General features: G+C 55.4%; 22 protein-coding genes. 11 read left to right on the top strand and 11 right to left on the bottom strand.

From position 1 onward, the window contains the following. Positions 1–52: 52 nt before the first annotated feature. Complete coding sequence (locus IV433_RS12855; RefSeq protein WP_195814526.1) at positions 53–958, bottom strand: LysR family transcriptional regulator; 906 nt, start codon at positions 956–958, stop codon at positions 53–55. Between the two features lie 116 nt (positions 959–1,074). Here IV433_RS12855 and IV433_RS12850 point away from each other — a divergent pair, with 116 nt between their 5' ends. The 8 genes from IV433_RS12850 to IV433_RS12815 all read left to right on the top strand — a co-directional run bounded on the left by IV433_RS12850 (position 1,075) and on the right by IV433_RS12815 (position 10,944). Beyond that, positions 1,075–1,884, top strand: a complete 810-nt coding sequence (locus IV433_RS12850; RefSeq protein WP_195814527.1) for an SDR family NAD(P)-dependent oxidoreductase — start codon at positions 1,075–1,077, stop codon at positions 1,882–1,884. A 296-nt stretch (positions 1,885–2,180) separates the two neighbouring features. Then, positions 2,181–4,058 carry a PTS beta-glucoside transporter subunit IIABC gene (gene bglF / locus IV433_RS12845; protein ID WP_195814528.1) on the top strand — a complete coding sequence of 626 codons (1,878 nt, stop codon included), beginning with the start codon at positions 2,181–2,183 and terminating at the stop codon, positions 4,056–4,058. A gap of 22 nt (positions 4,059–4,080) precedes the next feature. Further along, positions 4,081–5,478 (top strand): glycoside hydrolase family 1 protein, encoded by a 1,398-nt coding sequence (locus IV433_RS12840; protein WP_152325812.1) that lies wholly within the window; start codon positions 4,081–4,083, stop codon positions 5,476–5,478. Positions 5,479–5,765: 287 nt separating this feature from the next. Then, entirely contained in the window at positions 5,766–7,058 is a 1,293-nt protein-coding gene (locus tag IV433_RS12835) for a carbohydrate porin (RefSeq protein WP_195814684.1), read from the top strand. Positions 7,059–7,224: 166 nt separating this feature from the next. Further along, positions 7,225–8,073: a transcriptional antiterminator BglG gene (bglG, locus tag IV433_RS12830; RefSeq protein WP_195814529.1), complete on the top strand. Its 849-nt coding sequence runs from the start codon at positions 7,225–7,227 to the stop codon at positions 8,071–8,073. Between the two features lie 232 nt (positions 8,074–8,305). Next, positions 8,306–9,787, top strand: a complete 1,482-nt coding sequence (gene ansP / locus IV433_RS12825) for an L-asparagine permease (RefSeq protein ID WP_195814530.1) — start codon at positions 8,306–8,308, stop codon at positions 9,785–9,787. A 153-nt stretch (positions 9,788–9,940) separates the two neighbouring features. Beyond that, the gene (locus IV433_RS12820) at positions 9,941–10,138 is read left to right on the top strand and encodes a hypothetical protein (protein ID WP_195814531.1); all 198 of its coding nucleotides are present in this window, start codon (positions 9,941–9,943) and stop codon (positions 10,136–10,138) included. Continuing rightward, positions 10,138–10,944: a hypothetical protein gene (locus IV433_RS12815; RefSeq protein ID WP_195814532.1), complete on the top strand. Its 807-nt coding sequence runs from the start codon at positions 10,138–10,140 to the stop codon at positions 10,942–10,944. The genes IV433_RS12820 and IV433_RS12815 overlap by 1 nt, the downstream gene beginning before the upstream one ends. 27 nt (positions 10,945–10,971) lie before the next feature. Here IV433_RS12815 and IV433_RS12810 read toward each other — a convergent pair whose 3' ends face one another. Continuing rightward, a complete protein-coding gene (locus IV433_RS12810) occupies positions 10,972–11,661 on the bottom strand; it encodes a fumarylacetoacetate hydrolase family protein (RefSeq protein WP_195814533.1) in 690 nt (229 codons plus the stop codon). Positions 11,662–11,753: 92 nt separating this feature from the next. Continuing rightward, positions 11,754–12,548 (bottom strand): SDR family NAD(P)-dependent oxidoreductase, encoded by a 795-nt coding sequence (locus tag IV433_RS12805; protein WP_195814534.1) that lies wholly within the window; start codon positions 12,546–12,548, stop codon positions 11,754–11,756. Between the two features lie 114 nt (positions 12,549–12,662). Here IV433_RS12805 and IV433_RS12800 point away from each other — a divergent pair, with 114 nt between their 5' ends. Next, positions 12,663–13,118 carry a winged helix-turn-helix transcriptional regulator gene (locus tag IV433_RS12800; RefSeq protein ID WP_195814535.1) on the top strand — a complete coding sequence of 152 codons (456 nt, stop codon included), beginning with the start codon at positions 12,663–12,665 and terminating at the stop codon, positions 13,116–13,118. A gap of 307 nt (positions 13,119–13,425) precedes the next feature. On the opposite strand, the gene IV433_RS12795 is transcribed toward IV433_RS12800, so the two are convergent. From IV433_RS12795 to IV433_RS12775, 5 genes are read right to left on the bottom strand one after another with little or no spacing between them, the layout of a single operon-like run. Next, complete coding sequence (locus tag IV433_RS12795) at positions 13,426–15,453, bottom strand: CocE/NonD family hydrolase (protein WP_195814536.1); 2,028 nt, start codon at positions 15,451–15,453, stop codon at positions 13,426–13,428. After that, a complete protein-coding gene (locus IV433_RS12790) occupies positions 15,450–17,093 on the bottom strand; it encodes an ABC transporter ATP-binding protein (protein ID WP_195814537.1) in 1,644 nt (547 codons plus the stop codon). The genes IV433_RS12795 and IV433_RS12790 overlap by 4 nt, the downstream gene beginning before the upstream one ends. Continuing rightward, the gene (locus IV433_RS12785; protein WP_195814538.1) at positions 17,090–17,917 is read right to left on the bottom strand and encodes an ABC transporter permease; all 828 of its coding nucleotides are present in this window, start codon (positions 17,915–17,917) and stop codon (positions 17,090–17,092) included. The genes IV433_RS12790 and IV433_RS12785 overlap by 4 nt, the downstream gene beginning before the upstream one ends. A 12-nt stretch (positions 17,918–17,929) precedes the next feature. Beyond that, complete coding sequence (locus tag IV433_RS12780) at positions 17,930–18,877, bottom strand: ABC transporter permease (RefSeq protein WP_195814539.1); 948 nt, start codon at positions 18,875–18,877, stop codon at positions 17,930–17,932. Beyond that, positions 18,877–20,460, bottom strand: coding sequence for an ABC transporter substrate-binding protein (locus tag IV433_RS12775; protein WP_195814540.1), 1,584 nt, complete (start codon positions 20,458–20,460; stop codon positions 18,877–18,879). The genes IV433_RS12780 and IV433_RS12775 overlap by 1 nt, the downstream gene beginning before the upstream one ends. 218 nt (positions 20,461–20,678) lie before the next feature. Between IV433_RS12775 and IV433_RS12770 the strand changes: the two genes are divergently transcribed. Beyond that, entirely contained in the window at positions 20,679–20,960 is a 282-nt protein-coding gene (locus IV433_RS12770; RefSeq protein ID WP_195814541.1) for a CBU_0592 family membrane protein, read from the top strand. 118 nt (positions 20,961–21,078) lie between these two features. Here IV433_RS12770 and IV433_RS12765 read toward each other — a convergent pair whose 3' ends face one another. Together IV433_RS12765 and IV433_RS12760 are read right to left on the bottom strand one after the other, a co-directional pair. Beyond that, the gene (locus tag IV433_RS12765) at positions 21,079–21,969 is read right to left on the bottom strand and encodes a LysR substrate-binding domain-containing protein (RefSeq protein WP_195814542.1); all 891 of its coding nucleotides are present in this window, start codon (positions 21,967–21,969) and stop codon (positions 21,079–21,081) included. Between the two features lie 24 nt (positions 21,970–21,993). Further along, a complete protein-coding gene (locus tag IV433_RS12760) occupies positions 21,994–23,412 on the bottom strand; it encodes an aminotransferase-like domain-containing protein (RefSeq protein WP_195814543.1) in 1,419 nt (472 codons plus the stop codon). A 168-nt stretch (positions 23,413–23,580) separates the two neighbouring features. On the opposite strand from IV433_RS12760, the gene IV433_RS12755 reads away from it, so the two are divergent. Then, on the top strand, positions 23,581–23,844 hold the full coding sequence (locus tag IV433_RS12755) for a DUF1127 domain-containing protein (protein WP_195814544.1): 264 nt from the start codon (positions 23,581–23,583) through the stop codon (positions 23,842–23,844). Positions 23,845–23,909: 65 nt separating this feature from the next. On the opposite strand, the gene IV433_RS12750 is transcribed toward IV433_RS12755, so the two are convergent. After that, positions 23,910–25,064: an iron-containing alcohol dehydrogenase gene (locus tag IV433_RS12750; protein WP_195814545.1), complete on the bottom strand. Its 1,155-nt coding sequence runs from the start codon at positions 25,062–25,064 to the stop codon at positions 23,910–23,912. Positions 25,065–25,069: the final 5 nt, after the last annotated feature.

Raw genomic sequence — 25,069 nt, 5'->3', positions numbered from 1 at the left:
TACCAACACCGCATTAGGAGTGCCTTTAAATTCTTGACGTTAAATGAGCAGATTAGTGATCCCGCAACGGTAAACGGAAGCTGTTAATCACGGTTTTTAACGCCGCGGAAAGTTGGCGGTGACCGGGATAATAGAGAAAGAAACCGGGAAACGTGACCGACCAGTCTTCGAGCACGCGGATAAGCAAACCCTGCGCGACCAGCGCGTCATGTTCCGGGCTGCGGGCAGTGTAAACCAGCCCGATACCGTCGAGAGCGATGCGGGTCATCATCGTTACGCTGTCAACAATCAGCGGGCCGCTGACCGGCACCGAGATTTGTTTACCTTCTTTTTCAAATTCCCAGCGATACAACGCACCGCCGGTAATTTCCCGTCGCCCAATGCAGGCGTGATGTTGCAAATCGGCGGGTGAGAGCGGTTCCGGATGCCGCGTGAAATATTCAGGCGAGCCGTAAACCGCTGAATGAAAATCGGGCGTCAGGCGAACCGCACTCATATCCTGCTGAACGTCGCCGCGGATACGCACTCCGGCGTCAAACCCTTCACTGACGATATCCACGAAACCGTCGTTGGTGGCCAGTTCCAGCCGGATGTCCGGGAAATCCTGACTAAATTGCTTAAGCTGCGGCATAAAAACGAGATCTGCCGCAATGCGCGGCGTATTGATGCGCACCGTGCCTTGCGGGGTTTCCCTGAAGGTATTCACTTTTTCAACCGCACCGGCAATTGCCGCAAATGCGGGCGCAATTTCGGCCAGCAGCGCAATCCCCGCTTCCGTCGGCGAAACGGTGCGCGTGGTGCGGTTCAGCAGCCTGACGCCCAGCCGTTCTTCCAGCGCGCGCAAAGAGTGGCTCAGGGTGGATGCGGTTAAATTCAGCCGCGCCGCCGCCTTACGGAAGCTTTTTTCTTCTGCCACGGCGACAAAAGCGGTCAGCTCACCCAGTTCGTTAGTCCGCATTTCGTTTCCTATTGATGAATATGAACCAGCAAATCATGCGATATAAGATGGCTTATCCACAACAATTAATCCTCTTATAGTCAGGTTCTGGTCAACACATTTCCTCAGAGGTTTCTATGTCACAACAATCGTATCTTCAGGGATCACATCTTCAAAATCAGCCCCTTCGTCTGCATAACCGCGTGGCGCTGGTCACTGGCGGAGGCAGCGGAATTGGTCGTGCCGCGGCGCTGGCTTTCGCGCGCGACGGCGCAAAAGTGGTGGTTGCCGGGCGACGTGAAGCGGAACTTCTGCACACCGTGGCGCTGATCCATGAACAAGGCGGCGACGCGCTGGCGGTGCCGGCGGACGTTTCAGACAGCGCGCAGGTTCAGCATCTGATTGCGGAAACGCTGGCGCATTTCGGGCGTCTGGACGCGGCGTTTAATAATGCCGGTATCGAGGGTTTTGCGCCGGTCAGCGAGATGACGGAAGCCGAATTCGACCGCGTGATCGCCATCAATCTGAAAGGCGTCTGGCTGTCAGTGAAATATGAACTGGAGGCGATGGTGGCCGCAGGTCGCGGCGGCGCGATTGTGAACACGTCTTCATGGCTGGCGCACGGCGCGAGTTTCGGGTCTGCGGCTTATTCCGCCAGCAAGGGCGGCCTGGATGCCATGATACGCGCCATTGCGCTGGAAACCGGCGCGCATAAAATCCGTATCAACAACGTAAATCCGGGCATTATCGATACGCCGATGGCACGACGGATGGGCGCGAATGAAGAGATGCTCAGGCCGTTTGTTCACCTGACGCCGGCAGGGCGCGTGGGCGAATCCGACGACGTGGGCGACGTTGTTGTGTGGCTGTGCAGCGACGAAGCGCGGTTTGTCACCGGGCAAAATCTGCTGGTGGACGGCGGATTCACCATCGCCGGACTACGCTAATTTGCCGAAGAAGCTCAGGGATGAGCCTCCTTCAGCACAAAATCTGAAGCCGATCACAGTTTCGTCACACGGCTGATATTACGACTTGTTTCTGTCAACGATTCGCCAGAGAATCCGGATCAGAAAGCAGGATTGTTACTGTCTGACAGGCAAAACCTAAACTTCTCGTTTCTTCGCATGTCGCGAAGAGACCGGACGTTTAGGTTTTTTTTTGGCCTGAATTCAGGGGCCGGCCGCCCCTTTGAAATACAACGGCAATGTCGTGCACGACGCCATTACTCTGATGAGATAACACCATGGAATACAAAACATTAGCCGACGAAATTCTCCGCGGAGTGGGCGGAAAGGAAAACGTGAACAGCGTGGTGCATTGCGCCACCCGTTTACGGTTCAAGCTTAAAAACATCAGTAAAGCGGATGCCGAAGGATTAAAAAAGAACCCCGGCGTCATTATGGTGGTGGAAAGCGGCGGCCAGTTTCAGGTCGTGATCGGCAACCACGTCGGCGCGGTCTATGACGCGCTGGTGCGCGGCAGCGCACTTTCGGAAAGCGGCGATGACGAAGAGGGGCAGGATAAAGGCAATCTGTTCGCCCGCGCCATTGACGTCATTTCCGGTATTTTTACCCCGTTTATCGGCATCATGGCCGCGTCAGGGATCCTGAAAGGGTTTCTGTCCCTGGCGCTGGCCTGCGGCTGGCTGAATCCGGAAAGCGGCACATATAAAGTCTGGTTCGCCGCCAGCGATGCCATGTTTTATTTCTTCCCGCTGGTGATAGGCTTCACCGCCGGTAAAAAATTCGGCGGCAATCCCTTCGTGACGATGATGATTGGCGGCGCGATGGTGCATCCGCTGATGACGGCGGCGTTCAACGCTCAGCAGCCGGGCGTACCGTCTGAACATTTCTTTGGCATACCGCTGGTATTCATCAATTACGCCTCATCGGTTATTCCGGTGATCCTCGCCGCGTGGGCCTCCAGCTGGATGGAAAAACGCCTGATGAAACTGCTGCCGGGTTCCCTGCGCAACTTCATTACGCCGCTTATCTGCCTGATGGTGATTGTTCCGCTGACCTTCCTGCTTATCGGACCGGTCGCAACCTGGGCCAGCCAGCAACTTGCTAACGGCTATCAGTTTATCTATCACATCAGCCCGGCCATCGCGGGTGCCTTTATGGGCGGCCTGTGGCAGGTTTGCGTGATTTTCGGCCTGCACTGGGGGCTGGTGCCGCTGATGATCAACAACTTCAGTATTCTCGGCCACGACACCATGCTGCCGCTGCTGTTACCGGCGGTCATGGGGCAGGTTGGCGCTGTTATCGGCGTGATGTTGCGTGCCAAAGACGCGCGCACCAAAGCACTGGCGGGTTCCGCTGTCAGCGCCGGGATTTTTGGTATCACAGAACCGGCGGTTTACGGCATTAACCTGCCACGCCGCCGTCCGTTTATTTTCGGCTGCGTCGGCGGCGCGCTGGGTGCGGCAATCCTCGGTTATTTCCAGACCACCGCGTACTCGTTCGGCTTCGCTAACATCTTCACTTTCACGCAGATTATTCCACCGACAGGTTTCGACCAGACGGTTATCGCCGCGATTGCCGGCACCGTCTTCGCCCTCGCTTTTGCCGCTCTGGCAACGTTCTTCTTCGGTATGAATGAAGAAGTGAAAGCGGGTGAAACGGCCGATACCGTCGCGACGGCTTCCGTTCAGGCACCGCGTGGCAAAACCCTGGTGACCAGCCCGATTGCCGGTGCCTGCGTGGCACTTGAAGACGTGAAAGATCCGACATTTGCCAGCGGTTTGCTGGGTAAAGGTGTGGCGATTATTCCGTCCGCGGGCCGTGTTGTGTCGCCGGTCAACGGCACCGTGGTTTCCCTGTTCAAAACCCATCACGCCATCGGAATTGAATCAGAAGACGGCGCGGAAATCCTGATCCACGTCGGTATCGATACCGTGAAGCTTGACGGCAAATTCTTCACGCCGCACGTGGCAGTAGACACCGTCGTGAAGCAGGGCGATTTGCTGCTGGAGTTCGATATCCCGGGCATTTCCGAAGCGGGTTACGACCTGACGACGCCGGTGCTTATCACCAACAGCGACGACTATCTCGACGTCATTCCGGCCAGCACCGGTCAGGACGTCTGCGAACAAGCTTTATTACTTACCCTTTTACGATAACAGTCAGAACCAGGAGGTTCACATGAGCAAGCAATTCCCGAAGGAATTCTTATGGGGCGGCGCAGTCGCAGCTAATCAGGTTGAAGGCGCGTACCTGACCGACGGTAAAGGATTGTCCACCTCTGACCTGCAACCGCAGGGCGTTTTCGGCCCGGTGCAGGAGCGCGTGGAAGGCGATTTCGGCATCAAAGATGTGGCGATTGATTTTTACCATCGTTATCCGGAAGACATGAAACTGTTCGCGGAAATGGGCTTCACCGTACTGCGCACGTCTATTGCCTGGACGCGTATTTTCCCGGAAGGCGACGAGCTTCACCCGAATGAAGCCGGTCTGGCATTCTATGACCGCCTGTTTGATGAAATGGCGAAATACGGCATCACGCCACTGGTGACGCTTTCCCATTACGAAATGCCTTACGGCATCGTGAAAAAACACGGCGGCTGGGGCAGCCGGGATACCATCGGTTTCTTCGAAAATTATGCCCGCACCGTGTTCACGCGTTACAAAGATAAAGTGAAACACTGGCTGACGTTCAACGAAATCAACATGTCGCTGCACGCGCCGTTTACCGGCGTCGGATTGCCGGAAGGCAGCAGTAAACAGGCGATTTATCAGGCCATTCATCATCAGCTGGTGGCGAGTGCCAAAGCGGTGAAAGCCTGTCATGAAATCATTCCTGACGGCAAAATCGGTAACATGCTGCTGGGCGGAATGCTCTATCCGCTGACCTGCAAACCGGCTGATATGATGGAAACGCTGCAACAAAACCGCGACTGGTTATTCTTCGGCGACGTTCAGGTACGTGGCGCGTATCCGGCGTATATGAAACGTTTCTTTAAAGATCGCGGTATGGAAATTAACATTACTGCTGAAGACAAAATAGCGCTGAAAGAAACAGTCGACTTTATTTCCTTCAGTTATTACATGACCGGTTGTGTCACCACGGATGCAGAACAAAATATTAAAGCACGTGCCAATATATTAAATATGGTGCCCAATCCACATCTGAAAAGTTCCGAATGGGGCTGGCAGATTGATCCGGAAGGTTTGCGGTTCTTAATGAATGAATTATATGACCGCTACCAGAAGCCGTTATTTATTGTTGAGAATGGTCTGGGTGCCCGCGATAAAGTCGAAGCGGACGGCAGCATTAATGACGATTACCGCATTGAGTATATCAATGACCATCTGGTGCAGGTGCGCGAAGCCATTGAAGACGGTGTGGAAGTCATGGGCTACACCAGCTGGGGGCCTATCGACCTGGTCAGCGCATCGAAAGCCGAATTCTCCAAACGCTACGGTTATATCTATGTCGACCGCGACGATCAGGGCAATGGCACGCTGGAACGACGCCGCAAGAAAAGCTTCTTCTGGTATGCCGACGTGATTAAAACGCACGGTGCCTCTTTAAAAGCGTAAATAAAAAACTGTAATCCGGTGGCCTGAATGAGCAGGCCACTTCATACCAATCTCATTTAATAATGCGAAATTTCACCCGCAGGGCAATCTGTGTCTGCGGGAAGGAATTCGAATAACAATAAAAAGATAATCAATAATTCGAAGGGAATGTAATGATGAAATTTTCTCAGACTTCTGTATTACCTGCACACAATAATACCGGGTATAAAATACGACCCGCAGTTCGTTCATATCATAAATATCTCGCGCTGGCCGTTTGTCTTGCGGGCGCAGGGATTCAACCGGCAATGGCCGCCAGCGACTGGAACGGAACCGTGCTCGGTTTTGAAGCACCCGGCGAAGGGATGCTCGGCGACATGCTGGGGATCCGGCCCATTCTTGAAGACCACGGTTTCCATTATCAGCTCGGTTATCTGAGTGAATCCTCCTACAACGCGGGCGGCGGTTATAACCACGACAAAAAACTGGCGTACATCGACCAGTTCTCGCTGACGTTTACGCAGGATCTGGAAATGTACACCGGCATTCCGGATGCGGCGATTGAAGGGAACATTGTTAACCGTAACCATGATGACAACCTGACGTCCGAACGTACGCAGGATCCGCGCGTGGGTTTTAACGATATCGCGCAGGAAAGCTGGGGAGGGCAGTCGATTACGCGTCTGGGCTGGCTGACCTTTGGCCGCAGTTTTGACGACCGGAAGCTGCACTGGCGCATCGGTATGATGAATAAGAATCAGGATTTCGACCAGATTATCCCGTGTGATTTCCAGCTGCTCAGTCAGTGCGGCGGTAAATCGGCCAACTCGATGACCTGGTACAACTGGAACAAACATTACTGGGGCACCACGTTCCAGTACAAACTGACGGATGGCCTGACGCTGAAAACCGGCATCATGGAACAAAATCCGGACGCGTCGGACAGGAAATACGCCTGGAGCGGTTCGCTGAAAGGCGCGCGCGGGATTTTGCTGCCGATGGAAGCCGAGCTGAAAACCAAGGTCAACGGTTTGCCGGGCATTTATAACTTCGGGCTGCTTTACACCAACTCGCCGCAGAAGGATCTTTCGGAAGGTAAAACGCAAAGCGTCGGCGCCAGCGACCCGGAAGGTTATCGTTCCCACAGCAGCACCTGGTTTATGTACACCGGTTTCAACCAGCAGGTGACGCAGCGTGGCGATGATCCGAACCGCGGCATGAGCGTGTCATACAGTCTCGGTCTCGCCGATCCGCGCAGCAACACCATGCATTACACGCAGGCGGCTTCCATGCGTTATCGCGGTCTGTTCGATGCGCGCCCTGACGACTGGCTGGGTTTTGGTATGACGTACATTAAAATGAGCGACCACTACCGGCAGAATCAGGAAAACCGCAACGCCATTTATCAGGTGGATGATTACGGCAATCCGTTGTACACGCCGCTGTCCGGGCATTCGGTTAATGCCGATTTGTATTACCAGATCAAAGTGCGTTCATGGCTTATCCTGCAACCCGATTTGCAATACTGGTACCGTCCGGGTGGCGTGAAAGAAACGCAGGACGCCTGGGTGACGGGGCTGAAAGCCATTGTCACTTTCTGAGTGCGGGCATGGCCGGAGAGCCGGGATCGTTATCACGCTTTTTCAGTAATGTGCATTGAGTGGCTAATCTAACCTGCTAGAATTATCAGGCAGATACGCAATGCTGCGGCAGATAAAACCTGATCTTCTTCACTGACGATCGGGTTTTTCTTTTCAGGGAATCACAATGAAAATCGCCAAAATTTTAAATAATAACGTGGTGGTTGTCGTCAACGATCAGCAGCGGGAACAGGTCGTCATGGGCCGTGGTCTGGCGTTTATGAAAAAAACAGGAGATGAACTTGATGACAGCAAAATCGAGAAAATCTTCGCCTTACAAAACGACGAACTGGTCGCGCATCTGACGGAACTGCTCTCGCATATTCCGATGGAAGTGATGACGACCTGCGACCAGATCATTTCGCTGGCACGAACCCGGCTGGGAAAATTGCAGGAAAATCTGTATATCGCGCTGACCGATCACTGCAACTTTGCCATTGAACGGCAGAAAAAAGGTGTGCCCATCAGCAATGCGCTGTTGTGGGAAACGCGGCGTCTGTATCCGAAAGAGTATGCGCTGGGCGTGGAAGCGCTGGACATTATTGATGCGCGTCTGGGCGTGCGGCTGCCGGTGGATGAAGCCGGTTTTATTGCCCTGCATCTGGTCAATGCGCAGCTGAACGGCGAAATGCCGGAAGTGGCGCGCATTACCCGAGTGATGCAGGAAATCCTCAATCTGGTGAAATACCAGCTGCGTCTGGAATATGACGAAGAGTCGCTGAGCTATCAGCGGTTCGTGACCCACCTGAAATTCTTCGCCCAGCGGATGCTGAACCGGACCGTGGTCGCCGATGACGATATGACGCTGCATGTGGCGGTAAAAGAGAATTACCCGCAGGCGTGGCAGTGTGCAGAAAAGATCGGGGACTATCTGGCGGCGCAGTACCAGCGCGGGCTCACGACGGAAGAGATCATGTACCTGTCGATCAATATTGAGCGGGTGCGCAAAGAGAGCAAACCGCAAGATCATGCATAAAACCGTCGTTGCATGCGCAATTCACGCCGCGAATTATGTCTTATCACAATTTTTAAGTACGGTTTTTTTTGCCTCGGTTAATGAGAACAGGTAGCATCCTTCGCCGTTATTGCATCAAAAACAGTTCCGGCTAAAAAAACTACAGTGGGTTAACCACGTAAACGTCGTGGCTTGCAATCGTTTGCTTGCAGCACCGGCGTCAGGTGAAGGTTATTTTGGAGAACAAGTCATAATGAAGTCTCATAAGAAATCGGCAGAGGCAAAACACGCCGCAAAACGGCGCTGGCTGGATTCGCACGAAAGCGGTTATCACAAGAGCATGGGCAATCGTCAGGTTCAGATGATTGCTATTGGTGGCTCTATCGGTACCGGTTTATTCCTCGGTGCGGGTGCGCGTTTACAGATGGCAGGCCCGGCGCTGGCTATCGTGTATGCGGTATGTGGTATTTTCTCATTCTTTATTCTGCGCGCACTGGGCGAACTGGTTTTACACCGTCCGACCAGCGGCAGCTTCGTGTCCTATGCCCGTGAGTTTCTGGGCGAAAAAGCCTCCTACGTGGCGGGCTGGATGTACTTCCTGAACTGGGCGATGACCGGCATTGTCGATATCACCGCAGTGGCTCTGTACATGCACTACTGGGGAACCTTCGGTGATGTCCCGCAATGGATGTTTGCCCTCGGTGCGCTGGCGATTGTGGCGACCATGAACATGATCGGCGTGAAGTGGTTCGCTGAAATGGAATTCTGGTTTGCGCTGATAAAAGTCGCGGCTATCGCGATCTTCCTGGTGGTCGGCGTGGTGTTCCTCGGCACCGGCAAACAGCTCGACGGCAATAACACCGGTCTGCATCTGATCACCGACAACGGCGGTATCTTCCCGCACGGTCTGTTACCGGCGCTGGTCTTAGTGCAGGGCGTGGTCTTCGCCTTTGCGGCAATCGAACTGGTCGGTACCGCAGCGGGCGAAACGAAAGATCCTGAAAAAGTGCTGCCGAAAGCCATCAACAGCGTGATCTGGCGTATTGCTTTATTCTACGTCGGCTCTGTGGTTCTGCTGGTTCTGCTGCTGCCGTGGAATGCGTATCAGGCGGGCCAGAGCCCGTTCGTAACCTTCTTCAGCAAGCTCGGCGTTCCGTACATCGGGACTATCATGAATATCGTGGTGCTGACCGCCGCGCTGTCGAGCCTGAACTCCGGCCTGTATTCCACCGGTCGTATTCTGCGTTCGCTGTCGATGGGAGGTTCTGCGCCGAAATTTATGTCGAAGATGAGCGCGCAGCAGGTGCCTTACGCGGGTATTCTGGTGACCGTCGGTATTTACGTAATAGGCGTCATCCTCAACTATTACGTGCCTTCGCAGGTCTTTGAGATCGTTCTGAACATCGCGTCACTGGGCATCCTCAGCTCATGGGCGTTCATCATTGTGTGCCAGATGAAACTTCGTACCGCCATCAAAGAAGGCCGTGCGAAAGACGTCTCCTTCAAAATGCCGTGGGCGCCGTTTACTTCATGGCTGACGCTGGCATTCCTGGCGGGCGTACTGATCCTGATGGCGTTTGATTACCCGAACGGAACCTTCACGGTTTCCACCATTCCGGTGCTGATTATTCTGCTGGTACTGGGCTGGATTGGTTTGCGTAAGCGCGCGGCGGAAGTGCATGCCGAGCAGGCTGCGCACGAAGAAGCGCATCACGAAAGCGTGGAATCGAAGTAAGCCGGGCAGAACGTTTGCTGTAAAGAAAGAAGGTCGTCCCGCGGGGCGGCCTTTTTTTTGCCTTTCAGAAAGTAAACATTCCTAAACTCCCCTGATTTTTCACCGCATTGCCCTCTGTTGACTAGGCTTGTTCTTTTGCTGTGAGAGAAACCTATGTTGAAGAATCTGCTTCAAATTTTTTCCAGCCCCGAACAATTTCTCGGGCTGTTCAGTGCGAAGGATATTGAAAATACGCTGGAGGAGGGCGAGCGTATTCTGATTGATGAAAACGGTACTGCCTCGGTCAATCCGGCGAATCAGGAGATGCAGGAAGATTTCGCCCGGCACGTCAAACGCATGAGCGTGCTGTAATGGCGACGGCGGTCTTCATGGTGTTAATGGTCTGCGGTTACTGGTACACCACCCGCGACATCTCATCACGTTTCAAACTCAAACGGACATTTGGCTGGGATGTCTATTTTCTGGTGGCGCTCTACGGCTGCATTTTCGTCCTGCAAGGCGTGCTGATGATTGCGCTGGGTTATATGGCGCTGTGGGGAATTTCAGAAATCGTGAACGCCATTCCGGCCACGGTTTATGCGCATCAGAACGTTCATTACCACCGCGATTTTATCAACTGGAGTTTCTTAGGGATCCAGGCCCCGGTTGTCATCATGCTCGGCATTTCGGTAATGCTTTGTCTGGTGCGTACTACCTGGTCGCCGGGATTGCGGCTCAATACCGCCGGGCGTAAGCAGTTGTACAAACAGCTTACCCGCGCCAACGGTGTTGAAGGCCTTTTGTACCAGTGCATGGAACAGGGCGATATGGTGTTTATCACGCTCCAGTCACGGCGGGTGTATATCGGAATGGTACACACGGCGCGCTGTGAAACGTCATCGTCAGATAACGTCGTGGTGATCCCGATGGTCAGCGGTTACCGCGACAAAGACACACTGGAGCTGCGCGTTGAGCATAACTACGCCCGGTATTATCAGGAACATGGCGTGACGCCTGTTTCCCGGCCGGTGAATGCGCTGAATTTCAGGAAAGTGATTTTGCTCAGCCAGATAGAAACGTTGTCACTGTTTGACCCGTCGAGCGCCTGTGCATTTGAGAAACTGATCCCGCTCGTTACGGAAGAGACAGAAAGAAAGGTGGGAGAAAAGGACGCCTGAATTCAGGCGTCGCAACTGGATTAACGCTTAAACGATAGTAAAGCGGAATTCGCTCAGCCCTTCGATCCCGCCGGTGATCACATCACCGCGCACGACCGGGCCGACGCCCGCAGGCGTACCGGTGTAAATCAGGTCGCCGGGCTTAAGCTCAACGGCCTGTGACAGATAACTGATCACATCCGCGACCTGCCAGATCTGATCACTTAAATCGCCGCGCTGACGTTTTTCGCCGTTCACATCCAGCCAGATTTTACCGGCGGCAGGATGTCCGGTCTGGCTGACCGGCAGCAGCGGGTTCGCCGGTGCGGAATCATCAAAACCTTTGGCGAAATCCCACGGACGGCCCAGTTTTTTCGCCTGAGCCTGAATATCACGACGGGTTAAATCCACGCCTACGGAATAGCCCCATACGTGAGACAGCGCGTCTCCGGCTGCAATATTTTTTCCGCCTTTTGCCAGCGCCACCACCAGCTCCACTTCATAATGCAAATCTTCGGTCAGCGTCGGATAGGGCACATTGCCGCTGGCCGGGATCACCGCGTCTGCCGGTTTTGCAAAGAAGAATGGCGGCTCGCGGTCAGGGTCATGACCCATTTCGCGGGCGTGCTCAGAATAGTTACGGCCAACGCAATACACGCGGCGTAAAGGGAAACGCGCACTCTGGCCTTCAACGGCCAGAGAAGGCGTTTTGGGTACGGCAATTACAAATTCGGTCATCGTATTCACTTCACAAAGTTAACGTATTTTCATATTTGCAAAGCGAACACCGGTTGACCAGCAAATTGTTGTTACTGATCAATGTCGGACGGTCAGGATTTGTAACGCGGCGCCGGATGTGATTGGCTGAACACCGGTACCATCACGCTGCGGCGCGCTTCGAAATCAATCCATTGCTGTTCATCCTGCAACGGTGGAATGGTGATTTTCTCCTTGCGGTCAAAGCCCAGCAGTGCGGCATCAACCAGTTCACCGACTTCCATCACGCCGGAAATTTCGTCGATATTCTTGCCGGAGCGTTCCCAGATTTCAGTGCGCGTTGCGGCGGGCAAGACGGCCTGCACGTACAAACCGCGTTCTTCCAGTTCGAACTGCAATGTCTGGCTGAAGGTCAGCACGAAAGCTTTTGTCGCGGAATAGACCGCGGCGCGGGCTTCCGGCATCAGCGCCATCACCGAGGCGATGTTAATAATCGCGCCGTCTTTGTGTTTCAGCAGACCATCCAGCGCCACGCGGGAAAGGCGGGCCACAGACGTGACGTTCAGGGTAATCAGATTTTCAATGGCATCGGCATCGCTGTTCTCGAAGCCGCCTTTCAGGGAAGCCCCGGCGTTGTTGATCAGCAGTGTAATTTGCGGGTTTGCGCGGATGAAATCTTCGACGCGAACCAGATCCTCAGCACGGGTCAGGTCAGCGGGCAAAACGGTCACGTTTGTGCGGTACTCCTGTTGCAGACGCTCTGCCAGGGCATCCAGCCGTGCAACGTCGCGCGCCACCAGAATCAGGTCATAACCGCGTTTCGCCAGACGGTCAGCATAAGTCGCGCCGATACCGCTGGATGCGCCGGTGATTAAAGCGACGGAGTGTGAAACTTTTGAATCAGACATGGCAGAACCTCTCAGAAATGTGAATGTGGTTTAATTATGAAACCAGATGATTTTTAGCACTGGTGGTTTTATAATGCAACCAGATTTTATAAACCGCCCTGAGCAGGAAGTGCCATGAAACGAACCCGACTGGAAAACACGCCATGCCCGGCAGGCCGCGCGCTGGATTTGATAGGTGACTGGTGGACGCTGCTGATTGTCCGCGATGCGATGCACGGTGTTTCGCGGTTCAGCGAATTCCAGCGCAGCCTGGGCGCGGCGAAAAACATTCTCAGCACGCGCCTCAAAGCGCTGGTAGCCGAAGGCATCATGAAAGTGGAACCCGCCGCCGACGGTTCGGCGTATCAGGAATACGTCCTGACAGAAAAAGGCCACGCGCTGCGCCCTGTGCTGATCGCATTAGGACAGTGGGGAAGTGAATACCTGTTCGAAGAAGGCGAAGCCTGCACCCTGATGGTCGACACCAAAAACCGCCAGCCCCTGCGCAAAATCGAACTGCGCGCACAAGACGGGCGAATACTGGAAGATAACGAAATTACAGCGATAGTCCCCAAATCCCACACTGATTAATTTTTTGAGAAAGCCCACAGGCGCGCTCAGAAATTTTACGGATGAGTTCCCCAAGAAATGCCCACTGGCGCGCTCAGAAATTTTGCTGACCGTGGGTTCGAGACCTGTGGCTCGAACCCACGGGGAAGGAACCGCGCAGCGGCAAGATTTCGCGCCACATGCCGGAGCAACGGAACATGTCCATCGCCCCAGCGGTAGCGCGCAGTTAAAGAGCCCGGGATTCTTAAGGGGCGCGGCGAAAGGCGCTCCTTAAGGCCGGTGTGGGTGGCAACCCACGGTTTTGACCTGGAATTGCCAACCCCAACCGCTACCGCGCAATCCTCTCATGCCAGTACTTCGTAAACTCCTCCTCCCCGTTCAGACTCACCACCATGTCGCCGCTGACGATAAAGTGGGTCAGGTCGCTGCGCAGCTCGAGCGTTATTTCCGCCTCCATCCACCAGCCTTCACGCCCCATTTTCATGGTTTGCGTCAGCAGATAGCGCGCGGAAAGCGGGTCACTGTTACTGACCGTCAGCTCGCGGCGTAAACCGTGATCGACCGTCGTATCGATATCATCGAAACGGTATACCCCTTCACCGAATACGCCGCCGACGCCGTGGGTCACGCTGGTCCAGCTGTCAGTCAGGAAATCATAAGTGATGTTGCGGTCAACGCGTCCCGGCGACAGCACGGTCTGCGGAGTGAGCGGGGCGCTTTGCGGTTCGGCGATCGGGCCATCAATGGATACCGGCTGTTCGCAAACCGGCAAACTCAGTTGCGCGCTGTGCAGATCTACCGTCAGCGTCGCGGCTTCTGCCATCGGCCAGATCATCGGCCAGAACGTGGTTGCCAGCGAGAGTCGCAGGCGATGCCCGGCGGCAAAGCGGTGAGCGATGCCATCCAGCTGTACCGGTACTTTGACTTTTTGCCCCGGTACGAGCGGTACAGATTTATCGTGGCCGTGAAGATGCGCCAGATTCAGCCAGCCGTGCGTGACGCGGTTTACCGCGCCTTCCGGTGAAACGTCTGAAAGGCGCACGTAAAGCATCGCCGCCGGTTTATCACTGCTCAGCTCCACCGTGAATTCCGGGAAACCGAAGATGGACAGCGGTTCGGCCAGCGGTTCGCCGTCAAAGATTTCCGCCATGCCGTCGTCAACGCGCTGATCCGGCGGCATTTCACCGGGCACGCCTGCGCCCATCCATTCACCGGCCATCAGCCCGTGATTTTGCGGGGTACAGATATTGATGACGCCTGCATTGGCGTCCGGCTGAGTATTCAGCTGGCCGCGCGAAAGCCAGCGGGGCATGTAGTTAATATTGCTCGCGGTGCCGCGATCAAACCCCACCCATTCACCTTTGCTGACCGGACGCATCGCCGAAGGCGGCTGGCTGTCCTGCAACCAGGTCTGAATCATCGGGCCTTCCATCGCGCCGTTTTGTTCACCCTTCAGCCAGTGATCCCACCAGCGAACCGCTTCCTGCAGGAAACCGATCGCCGGTTCCGGCGTGCCGTCCTGCGGATAAATATGCGCCCACGGGCCGAGGATAGCGCGGCGCGGAACCTGCAAATTGTCCATCAGGCGGAAAACGGCATTGCTGTAAGCATCCGCCCAGCCGCCAATCGCCAGCACCGGGCATTCAATGGCTGACCAGTCTTCGCACACTGAACCGTGCTGCCAGTATGCGTCGCGCAGCGGATGTTCCATCCACAACGCCGGGAAGAACGGCATGTTTTCCAGACGGTTAATCCAGTCGCCATACCAGCTTTCGCCGACCAGCGCCGGGTCGGCCGGGCGGCTCTGGTACGCCAGCATAATGCCGCCCCACCAGAGGTTATCGTTGAGCAGACAGCCGCCTTTGTAATGGATGTCGTCGCGGTAGCGGTCGTCAGTAGAACAGACGGTAATAATGGCTTTCAGGGCGGCAGGACGGCGTGCGGCGACCTGCAATCCGTTAAATCCGCCCCAGGATTTGCCCATCATGCCGACGTTGCCGCTGCACCAGTTTTGCCGGGTGATCCATTCGATGACTTCCAGCGCGTCGTCCTGTTCCTGTAACAGGTATTCGTCAGCCAGCAATCCGTCGGATTCGCCGCTGCCGCGCATGTCCACGCGCACCACCGCGTAGCCGTGACCTGCAAAGAAACCGTGCATCGGCTCGTCACGCGTGCGGGTTCCGTCGCGTTTGCGGTACGGGATGTATTCGAGAATGGCCGGAACCGGCTGGCCTGCGGCGTCGTCCGGCAGCCAGAGGCGGGCGGCGAGGCGCGTGCCATCGCTCAGCGGGATCCACAAATGTTCGGTCACGGTGACGGCGTGAGGGAATTCGGTCACTATGCGTTTGGTGGTCATAAGACTCCTGTCGAAGAAAGGGCTGCCGCAGGAAGCGCGGTGCCGCGCAGGGCGAGAACGTCGTCCAGCCAGCTGGTGCGCATTTCCGGTACGGACGTCAGCAGTTTTTCGGTGTAGCTGTGCATTGGCGCGCTGAATACCACGTCGGTATCGCCGCTGGCGACAACCTGGCCCTGATACATGACCGCGACCTGATGGGCGAGGCGTTTTACGGTGCCCAGATCGTGTGTAATGAACAGGTATGACAGCCCGAGCTGTTCCTGTAAACGGCGCAGTAAATTCAGTACTTCTTCTGCCACCAGCGGATCGAGCGCGGAGGTGGCTTCGTCACAGATAATCAGTTCCGGCTGTGCAGCCAGCGCACGGGCGATACAGACGCGCTGTTTCTGCCCGCCGGAGAGTTCGCCGGGACGACGGTCGATCAGTTTCACCGGCAGTTCTGTCAGGCGCAGCAACTCTTCCACGCGCTCGCGAACCTGCTTTTTGTTCATCCCGAAATAGAAACTCAGCGGACGGCCAATGATATCCAGCAGCGTCTGGCGCGGATTAAGCGCCACGTCAGGAAGCTGATAAATCATCTGCATCCGGCGCAGGGTTTCTTTGTTGCGCTTCTGGTAATTGTGCGAAAGCGCCATGCCGTCGAAGTCCACCGAGCCTTCGGTGTCCGGTAACAGACCCACCAGCGCCCGCGCCAGCGTACTTTTTCCGCTGCCGGATTCACCGATAATCGCCAGCGTTTTGCCGCGCGGGAGTTGCAGGTTGACATCATGTACCACGCGTTTGCCGTTATAACCGGTACTGAGTTTCTTCATGGTCAGCAGCGGCTGGCCGGAAGATTCATGGCCGCCGGTCAGTGGCGTCAGCGCATGTTCACGTTCCGCGACCAGCCTGCGGGTGTAATCCTGCTGCGGATTTTCCAGAATGGTTTGCGTGCTGCCGGTTTCCACTTCCTTGCCGTGACGCAGCACCATAATGCGGTCGGCGAGCTGCGCGACAACGGCCAGATCGTGCGTGATGTACAGCGCGGCGGTGTTAAATTCACGCACCAGTTTGCGCAGCATCACCAGCACTTCAATTTGCGTGGTGACGTCCAGCGCCGTGGTCGGTTCGTCCATGATCAGCAAATCCGGTTTACAGGACATCGCCATCGCGGCCATTGCGCGCTGAAGTTGTCCGCCGGAAAGCTGATGCGGATAACGCTTGCCGATGTTTTCCGGATCCGGCAAATCCAGTGAGCGAAACAGAGAAATCGCCCACTGGCGGCTTTCTTCTTTGTTCATCAGACCGTGGCGGATCGGGCCTTCGCAAACCTGTTTTTCGATGGTCAGCGCCGGGTTAAACGAGGCGGCGGCGCTTTGTGCGACATACGCCACGCGCTTGCCGCGCCATTCGCGTTTAACGCGTGAAGGCTGAGAAACGATATCGGTGCCGTCGAGGATCACTTCGCCGCCCGCAATGCGGCAGCCCTGACGCGCATAGCCCAGCGCCGCCAGCCCGATGGTGGATTTCCCCGCGCCGGATTCGCCTATCAGCCCGAGCACTTCGCCCGCCGCCAGCGTCAGGGAAATGTCCTGAACCAGCGGAGAACCGTCGAGCGTTTCGATACGCAGGCCGCGCATTTCTAAAATTGTCCGGGTCATGCTTCATCTCCATGCGGCAGGCTGTTACGCGCCAGCAGCCAGTCAACCACCAGATTGACGCCAATGGTCAGCAGCGCAATCGCCGCCGCCGGATAAAGGGGCGCAAACTGGCCGAAGTTAATCGCCTGCGCGTTATCACGCACCATGCTTCCCCAGTCCGCGTACGGCGGCTGAATGCCTAAACCTAAGAAACTCAGGCCCGCGATAAACAGGAACGTGAAGCAAAAACGCATACCGAATTCGGCAAGCAAGGGCGGCAGGGCGTTTGGCAGAATTTCCCTGAACAGCACCCAGCGCAGGCCTTCGCCGCGCAGACGCGCCGCTTCAACATATTCCTGGCAGACAATCGCCTGCGCCACCAGCCGCGCCAGACGGAATACGCGGGTGGCGTCGAGCAGGGCGATCGTCAGCACCAGAACCGGAATCGAGGTGCCCATTACGGACAATACGATCAGCGCGAAAATCAGCACCGGAATCGACATCACGGTATCGACAATGCGCGAAAGCACGGTATCCACCCATTTGCCGTAAATCGCGGCGGTAAAACCGGTGACGATGCCGATGATAAACGAGCTGAAGGTGATGGTCAGTGCGATGGCAATTGTCGTGCGCGCGCCAAATAAAATGCGCGAAAGCATGTCGCGCCCGAGGCTGTCAGTGCCAAACGGCGTGGCGGCAGACGGCAGCAGCCAGATATCGCCGACCTGTTCGGTTTCACTATGTGGTGCAAGCCACGGCGCGAAAATGGCGGCGAAGAGATTCACCGCAATAATCACAAGGCCAATCCAGGCCGACAGCGGGATGTTAATGAAATACCGGTTCATGCTGTCCCTCTTTTAGCGCGCATGGCGCAGGCGTGGATTACACCAGATCGCCAGTAAATCGGCGGTGGTATTGAGAAAAATGTAGGTGCCGCCAAACAGCAGACCGCAGGCCTGAACCACCGGCAGGTCGCGCTTGGTGACGGCGTCCACCATGTACTGGCCGATGCCCGGATAAACAAACACCACTTCCACCAGAATGACGCCGACCACCAGATACGCCAGATTGAACGCCACGACGTTGATGATCGGCGCGAGGGCGTTGGGCAGCGCGTGCGAGACCACAATACGCCAGCGCGGAATGCCCTTGAGCACCGCGCTTTCGATGTAGGGGCTGGACATCACCGCCGTCACCGACGCACGCGTCATGCGCAACATATGTGCCAGCACGACCAGCGTCAGCGTGAGCATCGGCAGGGTGCAGACGTAAAGCCGGTCGGGGAACGAAGATGAACTGTCAACCATCGCCAGACTCGGGAACCACGTCAGGCGGATAGCAAAGGCGATCACCAGAATGTAGCCGACGAAAAACTCCGGCACGGAAATGCTGATGAGCGTGAGGGTATTCGCCAGCCGGTCGAACACGGAACCGCGCCAGATGGCAGACGCAATTCCTAAACCGACTGCCAGCGGAATGGCGATCACGGCGGCATATCCGGCCAGAAACAGCGTATTTGCCAGACGTGGCAACAGCTCGTCGCTGATGGCGCGGCCATTGGCCAGCGAATGCCCGAGATCCCCGTGCATAATCCCCGCCAGCCAGTGCAGATAACGCAGCACCGAGGGTTCATCCAGCCCCAGTTGCAGCCGCAGCGCCGCCACGGTTTCCGGCGTCGCGCTTTGCCCTAAAATCGCGGTAGCAACGTCGCCGGGCAGCATTTCTGTGCCGATAAATATCAGCACAGAGACCAGCCACAGCGTGATAATGCCCAACAGGACCCGCTGTAAAATCCGTTTTTTCATCATGCCTCCAGCCAGACGCGCTCGGCCAGACGACCACCCATGAAGTTGAACATCGGATGCGGTTTGATGCCGCCGACTTTTTTGCTGGCGGCATCAAGATAATCACCAAACAACGGGATCATCGCGCCGCCGTTGTCGCGCACGATGCTTTGAAGCTCGCCGTAGATTTCCGCGCGTTTGCTTTCATCGAGCAACGAACGTGCCTGAAGCAGCAGGGCGTCAAACTTTTCATCTTTCCAGTGCGTGTCGTTCCACTTGGCGGTGGACTGGTACGCGGTTGAAAACATCTGGTCAGCCGTCGGGCGTCCGCCCCAGTAACCCATGCTGAACGGCGCTTTCATCCACACGTCGTCCCAGTAACTGTCGGCAGGCTGGCGCTTGATATTGACCTGAATGCCGCCCTTCTGCGCCTGACCCTGGAACAATGCGGCGGCGTCGAGTGCCCCGGCAAAGGCGGCGTCAGACGAAGACAGCTCGACTTTCAGGTCGGTTAATCCGGCTTTTTTCAGATAGAACTTTGATTTGTCCGGATCGTAAACACGTTGCTCGAGGCTGTGGTTGAAGAAGCGGTCGGTTTTCGGGATCGGGTGATCGTTGCCCAGCGAGCCGTAGCCACGCAGCACGGTATCAAGAATTTTCTGGCGGTCGATGCCGTGTTTAATCGCCATGCGCACGTCGTTGTTGTTATACGGCGCGACGCTGCAATCCATCAGGAACGTAAAGTGCTGGCCGCCGGAGGAACGGATAATGTTCAGGGCCGGGCTGCGTTTAAGAAAATCGACGGTTTTGAAATCGACGCGGTTAATCGCGTGAACCTGACCTGAAATCAGGGCGTTGGTGCGCGCGGTCGGGTCGTTGATCACCAGCACTTCCACGGCGTCAACAAAGGCGCGATCCGGCTTCCAGTAATTCGGGTTACGTTTGAACAGTGAGCGCACGCCCGGTTCGTACTGATCGAAGATAAAACCGCCGGTGCCAATCGGGTGCGACCAGTCGGTGAAGCCCGCGGGCACGACCACCAGATGGTAATCCGCCAGCAGGTACGGCAGGTCGGCGTTGCCGCTGTCGAGCGTAATCAGAATCTGGTTGTCGCCCTGTTTGGTCAGACCGGTAATCGGTGCCAGCTGCGTTTTGATGGCGCTTTTGGATTTGTCGCCGCGGTGCAGGTTGATGGAGTAAAGAATATCGTCGGCGTCCAGCTTTTTGCCGTTGTGGAAGGTGACGCCATCACGGACGGTAAACACCCATTCGGCCGCGCCCGGTTTAGCTTCCCATGCGGAGAACAGTTCAGGCGTGGCTTTGTTATTTTCATCAATTTCAATCAGGCCGTTCATCAGCATATATGCCTGGTTGAGTGGCACCCAGTCGCTGAATAACGTTGGGTCGAGCGTATCACTGGTATTTCCGCCTGACATACCCAGTTTTAATATGCCGCCCTTTTTCGGTTCAGCGGCGAAAACAGAGAAAGGTGAGAAACCCATGGCACTGGTAATACCCACAGCGGAAGCGCTGGTAATAAAGCCGCGACGGCTAAGTTGTGCATCCTGCATTAATTTCGTCAAAGGGGAATTATTATCTTTCATTAATTTTCTCCATAGTACGTGCTGGAATTTTATAGGTGCAGGCGAAATACTCCGGGTGTTTCAAAGGGGCGAAATGGATTGCCCTGATGATTTATATCAAAACCCTCTGCGGAACTTGCATGAGAATTTATCATGAGGGTATGCGAAAAATGCGCGGCAGAACACCCTGAAAAGCTTTATTTTTCTGAGCTATCAATGTCTGGAAAGGGAAGTGACCGGTGGAACTGCATACGGTTGTCGGCTTAATTGGCGTGTTTTGCTACCTTCTGGCTTATGCGCTGGTTCAGATGCGCAGGCTAGCGGTTGATGCTAACAGTTACGCCTATCTTAATATAATCGGCGGTGTATTTGGCCTGTATTCTTTAAGCCATGATTTTAACCTTGCATCTTGTATTTCGCAGTCATGCTGGCTGCTGTTTACATTACTGGGCATGAATTCTGCGAGAAAACGCAGAATTTTGGAGAAAAATAAAATCCCACCGGCGGATGTCAATTCATAATATTTTATTATGACGTCAGATTATTATTATTTTTTATAAATAGTGTGACGGCACTCTCGTCAGTTCTGCTAAATATTGATTGCCAGACCGGATATCTGAAATCTGGCAATGCTCTTTTCTAGGGCTGTTTCAGCCAGTTAATAACTTTGTGCACGATGGGCTTCAGGTATTTGTCCTGCGGCGTCAGCATGTAGCATTTTCCGGCTGCGGCCAGTTTACCCGGGTGCGCGGCGACCAGCTGTCCGCTGTTGATGTAATCCTGCACCAGACCTTCCCAGCCCAGAAGAATTCCATCGCCCAGCACCGCCGACTGCACCAGAAACGGGTAGTTGTTGGCGCGCCATGTCCGGCGCGGGGTGACGAAAGTGACATCCTGTGAGGCGAACCAGTCGCGCCAGCCGGTCCATTCCCGCTGCGGATCATCCTGAATCAGCAGGGTTTGTTCCAGCAAATCCGCCGCGCTGGCACGGGCGGGCAGACGGCTGAAAAATTCCGGCGAGCACATCGGATAACAGACCTCATCAAACAGCGCCTGCACGTGATAGCCGGACGGTGGCTCGCGAAGATAGAAAATAGCCAGATCAAATTCTGATGACTTGAGCTCTGAAAAGCTGTCGGAAATTTTCATCTGGATTTGCAGATCCGGCATCAGCTGGCGCAAAGAAGACAGGCGCGATGACAGCCACAGGCCGCTCATTGCGCTGGTACAGGCCAGCGTCACCTGCGGCAAACCGTTCCAGCCCATGACTTCGGCCGTCGAAAGCGAGATATCACCGAGCAGTTTTCTTACCTGATGCGCGTAAGTTTCACCGCGCGGTGTGAGCGTGGTTTTACGCTGCGCCCGCTGGAAAAGTTTACAGCCGAGCATTTCCTCAAGCTGAATAATCTGGCGGCTGATGGCGCTTTGCGTGAGGTTCAGCTCGTCGGCCGCCCGGGAAAAACTGCAATAACGCGCCACACATTCGAAGGCCACCAGGGTGTTGAGCGGCGGTAACGGTTCTATCTGCACGGTGAGGAGTTCTCCGGGATGCGTTTAGCAGCTTTCCAGCATGTATGAAACCATCTGACCGACCTGCTGAACGGCGCGTTCAGTTTTGGCCGCCAGAGGCTGAGCATAGTTAATGCGCAGGCAGTTGCGGTATTTCCCTGAGGCGGAAAATATCGAACCGATCGCAATTTGCACAAAATGTTCTTCCAGCAGCCGGTTCAGGCGCTGCGTATCCATGCGTTCGTCGAGTTCAATCCACAGCAGGAATCCGCCCTGAGGGCGGCTGACCCGCGTGCCGCACGGAAAATATTTCATCACCCAGTCGGTCATGGTGCACAGATTACGCTGGTACTGATTACGCATTCTGCGCAGGTGCTGAAGGTAATGACCCTGCTTGATGAAATCCGCGATGGCGATTTGCGGCAGAGTGGCCGACGCGCCGGTGGTGATGTATTTCATGTGCAGGGCGCGGTCATGATAACGGCCCGGCGCAATCCAGCCGACACGCAAACCGGGTGCCAGCGTTTTGGAAAATGAGCTGCAAAGCAGCACGCGGCCGTCGTCATCAAACGAGGTAATGGTTGCCGGGCGCGGATACTGATACGCCAGTTCGCCGTAGACATCGTCCTCGATAATGGCGATATCGTAACGCTGTGCCAGCCGCAGCAGCGATTTCTTGCGGTCATCCGGCATGTTGTAGCCGAGCGGATTGTTGCAGTTTGGCGTGAGCTGGATGGCTTTGATGGGCCACTGTTCCAGCGCCATTTCCAGTGCTTCCAGGCTGATGCCGGTAACCGGATCGGTCGGGATTTCCAGCGCCTTCATGCCAAAACCTTTCAGGGTTTGCATCGCGCCGTGAAAACTCGGGGAGTCCACCGCCACAATATCGCCGTGTTCGCAAACGGAACGGATGGCGATAGACAGTGCTTCGTGACAGCCGGTGGTGATCAATATGTTGCTGGCATCCATATGGCTGCCGCTGTCGATCATCAGGCGAGCAATCTGTTCGCGCAGATCTTCGGAGCCGTAAATGCTGTCGTAGTGAAAGGCGTTGAGGTTCTGATGTTGCCCGGCACGCCCCATCAGGCGGCTGAGCGGTTTGAGCGTGGCGGCGGTGACATCCGGTGATCCGCGCCCAAGCTGAACAAAACCGGGAAGATGCGGCGAGGTGATCAGCTCCAGGACCTGATCCCACTGGGAAATTTCCACCGGACGCTGCGTGGGGCGGCACCCGCTCGGCAGCGCCGCCTGCAGGCGGGCTTCTTTGACGAAATAACCGGATTTTGGCCGCGCTTCCACCAGCTGTTTTTCTTCCAGTACGCGGTACGCCTGCTGAACCGTGCTGACGCTGACGCCGTGCTCGCTGCTTAAGACGCGCACCGACGGCAACCGGATCCCCGCCGGGTACAGCCCCTGTTCGATGCGTTCGCTCAGTACATTCGCCAGATTTTCGTAACGGTTCATTTTCATTCCCTCAACGTCTGCGCAATAAGAGCAGTACAGATGCGTCTAATCTAACGCTGAATCTGTCATTGGATCCAGATCTGTATGGTTGAAATACAAAATAACTGAATCTGTAATGTTTTTGCCGGATGTTAGATCCTGATCACAGGTCGTTAACAGGAGCAGAAAATGAAAAATACCATTGAAGAACGGCAGTTTGCCGCTTGTGAGTCAGTGCGTTGTGCCGAAATTGTTGCACCGGTACAGATGCCGGTTAAGCAGGGCGGATGGGTAAAACAGGTGTTCAGTGTTTTACATGCCTGGAATGAGCGCCGCGTCAGCCGCAAACTTCTGCATGCGCTGAGCCCGGAGCAACTGAAAGATATCGGGATGGCAAGATCGGATATCGATAAAGAGTATCCGCGCAGCGTCTGGCCGAACTGGCCGAAATAAATGAGACGTTATAAAAAAGGGGAAACGGTGTCGCGTTTCCCCTTCGAGTTCTTCAGCAGCCGCTTTTAGTAGCTCAGGCTGAGAATGCGGCGGGCAGCCACCAGATCGATATCTTTGTGTTCGCCCATCGGCAGCAGGTTGAATCGGGTCAGATTCTCCAGCACTTCTTCAATGACTTTTTCCGGCACGCCGTACGCGCTGATGCGCGTTTTCACGCCCATATCATCAAAGAAATCGCGGGTTTTATCGATGGCCGCGGTGATACGGGTTTCTTCATCACCTCCGGTCAGCCCCCAGACGCGCTCTGCGTATTGCAGCAGTTTGAGACGTTTGGTTTCACGCTGTACCTGAAGCAGCGAAGGCAACAGAACGGCCAGCGTTTCAGCGTGATCCAGATGATAGAGCGCGGTCAGCTGGTGGCCGATGCGGTGCGTTGCCCAGTCCTGCGGCACGCCGACGCCAATCAGACCATTCAGTGCCAGCGTTGCCGACCAGGTGACGGTCGAGCGCACATCGTAATTTTCCGGATCGGTCAGCGCTTTCGGGCCTTCTTCGATAAGCGTCAGCAGCAGGCCTTCGGCAAAACGATCCTGTACTTTGCCGTAAACCGGATACGTCAGATATTGCTCAATCACATGCACAAAGGCGTCAACCACGCCGTTGGACACTTGTTTAACCGGCAGCGTGTAGGTTTTTCGCGGATCCAGCACGGCAAACTGCGGGTACAGGTGCGCGTCGCTGAAACCCATTTTTGCGCCCAGTGCGACGTTAGTGACCACGGCTGTCGGGTTCATTTCCGAACCGGTCGCCGGTAACGTCATGATGCAGCCGAGCGGCATGGCTTTTTCCAGCGGCAGGCGTTTCGACCACATATTCCAGACGTCGCCCTCGTACAGGACGGCGGCGGCAATAAATTTGGTGGCATCCACGACAGAACCACCGCCGACGGCCAGCAGGAAGTCGATTTTTTTCTCTTTAACCAGCTCAACGGCAAACATCAGGGTTTCGAAATGCGGGTTAACTTCAATGCCGCCAAATTCGAAAATTTCGCGGTCACCGAGAGCTTTGCGCGCTTCATCAATCGTACCGAATTTTTTCGCGCTACCGCCGCCGTAGGTAATCAGGACGCGGGCGTTGGCGGGAATGTACTGGCCGATATCGGCAATACGCTGTGTACCAAAAAGAACGCGGGTGGGATTGTAGTAATCGAAGTTAAACATAGCAG

Source organism: Rahnella laticis (genome assembly GCF_015644585.1).
GTDB classification, from domain to species: Bacteria; Pseudomonadota; Gammaproteobacteria; order Enterobacterales; family Enterobacteriaceae; genus Rahnella; species Rahnella laticis.
The sequence above is the reverse complement of the archived record's forward strand: the minus strand, read 5'-3'. Positions and strand labels throughout refer to the sequence as shown.

Excerpts from the sequence above, each read along its gene's own strand:
- IV433_RS12855 (WP_195814526.1), bottom strand. The coding sequence starts at position 958 with ATGCGGACTAACGAACTGGGTGAGCTGACCGCTTTTGTCGCCGTGGCA.
- IV433_RS12850 (WP_195814527.1), top strand. The coding sequence starts at position 1,075 with ATGTCACAACAATCGTATCTTCAGGGATCACATCTTCAAAATCAGCCC.
- bglF (WP_195814528.1), top strand. The coding sequence starts at position 2,181 with ATGGAATACAAAACATTAGCCGACGAAATTCTCCGCGGAGTGGGCGGA.
- IV433_RS12840 (WP_152325812.1), top strand. The coding sequence starts at position 4,081 with ATGAGCAAGCAATTCCCGAAGGAATTCTTATGGGGCGGCGCAGTCGCA.
- IV433_RS12835 (WP_195814684.1), top strand. The coding sequence starts at position 5,766 with ATGGCCGCCAGCGACTGGAACGGAACCGTGCTCGGTTTTGAAGCACCC.
- bglG (WP_195814529.1), top strand. The coding sequence starts at position 7,225 with ATGAAAATCGCCAAAATTTTAAATAATAACGTGGTGGTTGTCGTCAAC.
- ansP (WP_195814530.1), top strand. The coding sequence starts at position 8,306 with ATGAAGTCTCATAAGAAATCGGCAGAGGCAAAACACGCCGCAAAACGG.
- IV433_RS12820 (WP_195814531.1), top strand. The coding sequence starts at position 9,941 with ATGTTGAAGAATCTGCTTCAAATTTTTTCCAGCCCCGAACAATTTCTC.
- IV433_RS12815 (WP_195814532.1), top strand. The coding sequence starts at position 10,138 with ATGGCGACGGCGGTCTTCATGGTGTTAATGGTCTGCGGTTACTGGTAC.
- IV433_RS12810 (WP_195814533.1), bottom strand. The coding sequence starts at position 11,661 with ATGACCGAATTTGTAATTGCCGTACCCAAAACGCCTTCTCTGGCCGTT.
- IV433_RS12805 (WP_195814534.1), bottom strand. The coding sequence starts at position 12,548 with ATGTCTGATTCAAAAGTTTCACACTCCGTCGCTTTAATCACCGGCGCA.
- IV433_RS12800 (WP_195814535.1), top strand. The coding sequence starts at position 12,663 with ATGAAACGAACCCGACTGGAAAACACGCCATGCCCGGCAGGCCGCGCG.
- IV433_RS12795 (WP_195814536.1), bottom strand. The coding sequence starts at position 15,453 with ATGACCACCAAACGCATAGTGACCGAATTCCCTCACGCCGTCACCGTG.
- IV433_RS12790 (WP_195814537.1), bottom strand. The coding sequence starts at position 17,093 with ATGACCCGGACAATTTTAGAAATGCGCGGCCTGCGTATCGAAACGCTC.
- IV433_RS12785 (WP_195814538.1), bottom strand. The coding sequence starts at position 17,917 with ATGAACCGGTATTTCATTAACATCCCGCTGTCGGCCTGGATTGGCCTT.
- IV433_RS12780 (WP_195814539.1), bottom strand. The coding sequence starts at position 18,877 with ATGAAAAAACGGATTTTACAGCGGGTCCTGTTGGGCATTATCACGCTG.
- IV433_RS12775 (WP_195814540.1), bottom strand. The coding sequence starts at position 20,460 with ATGAAAGATAATAATTCCCCTTTGACGAAATTAATGCAGGATGCACAA.
- IV433_RS12760 (WP_195814543.1), bottom strand. The coding sequence starts at position 23,412 with ATGAACCGTTACGAAAATCTGGCGAATGTACTGAGCGAACGCATCGAA.
- IV433_RS12755 (WP_195814544.1), top strand. The coding sequence starts at position 23,581 with ATGAAAAATACCATTGAAGAACGGCAGTTTGCCGCTTGTGAGTCAGTG.
- IV433_RS12750 (WP_195814545.1), bottom strand. The coding sequence starts at position 25,064 with ATGTTTAACTTCGATTACTACAATCCCACCCGCGTTCTTTTTGGTACA.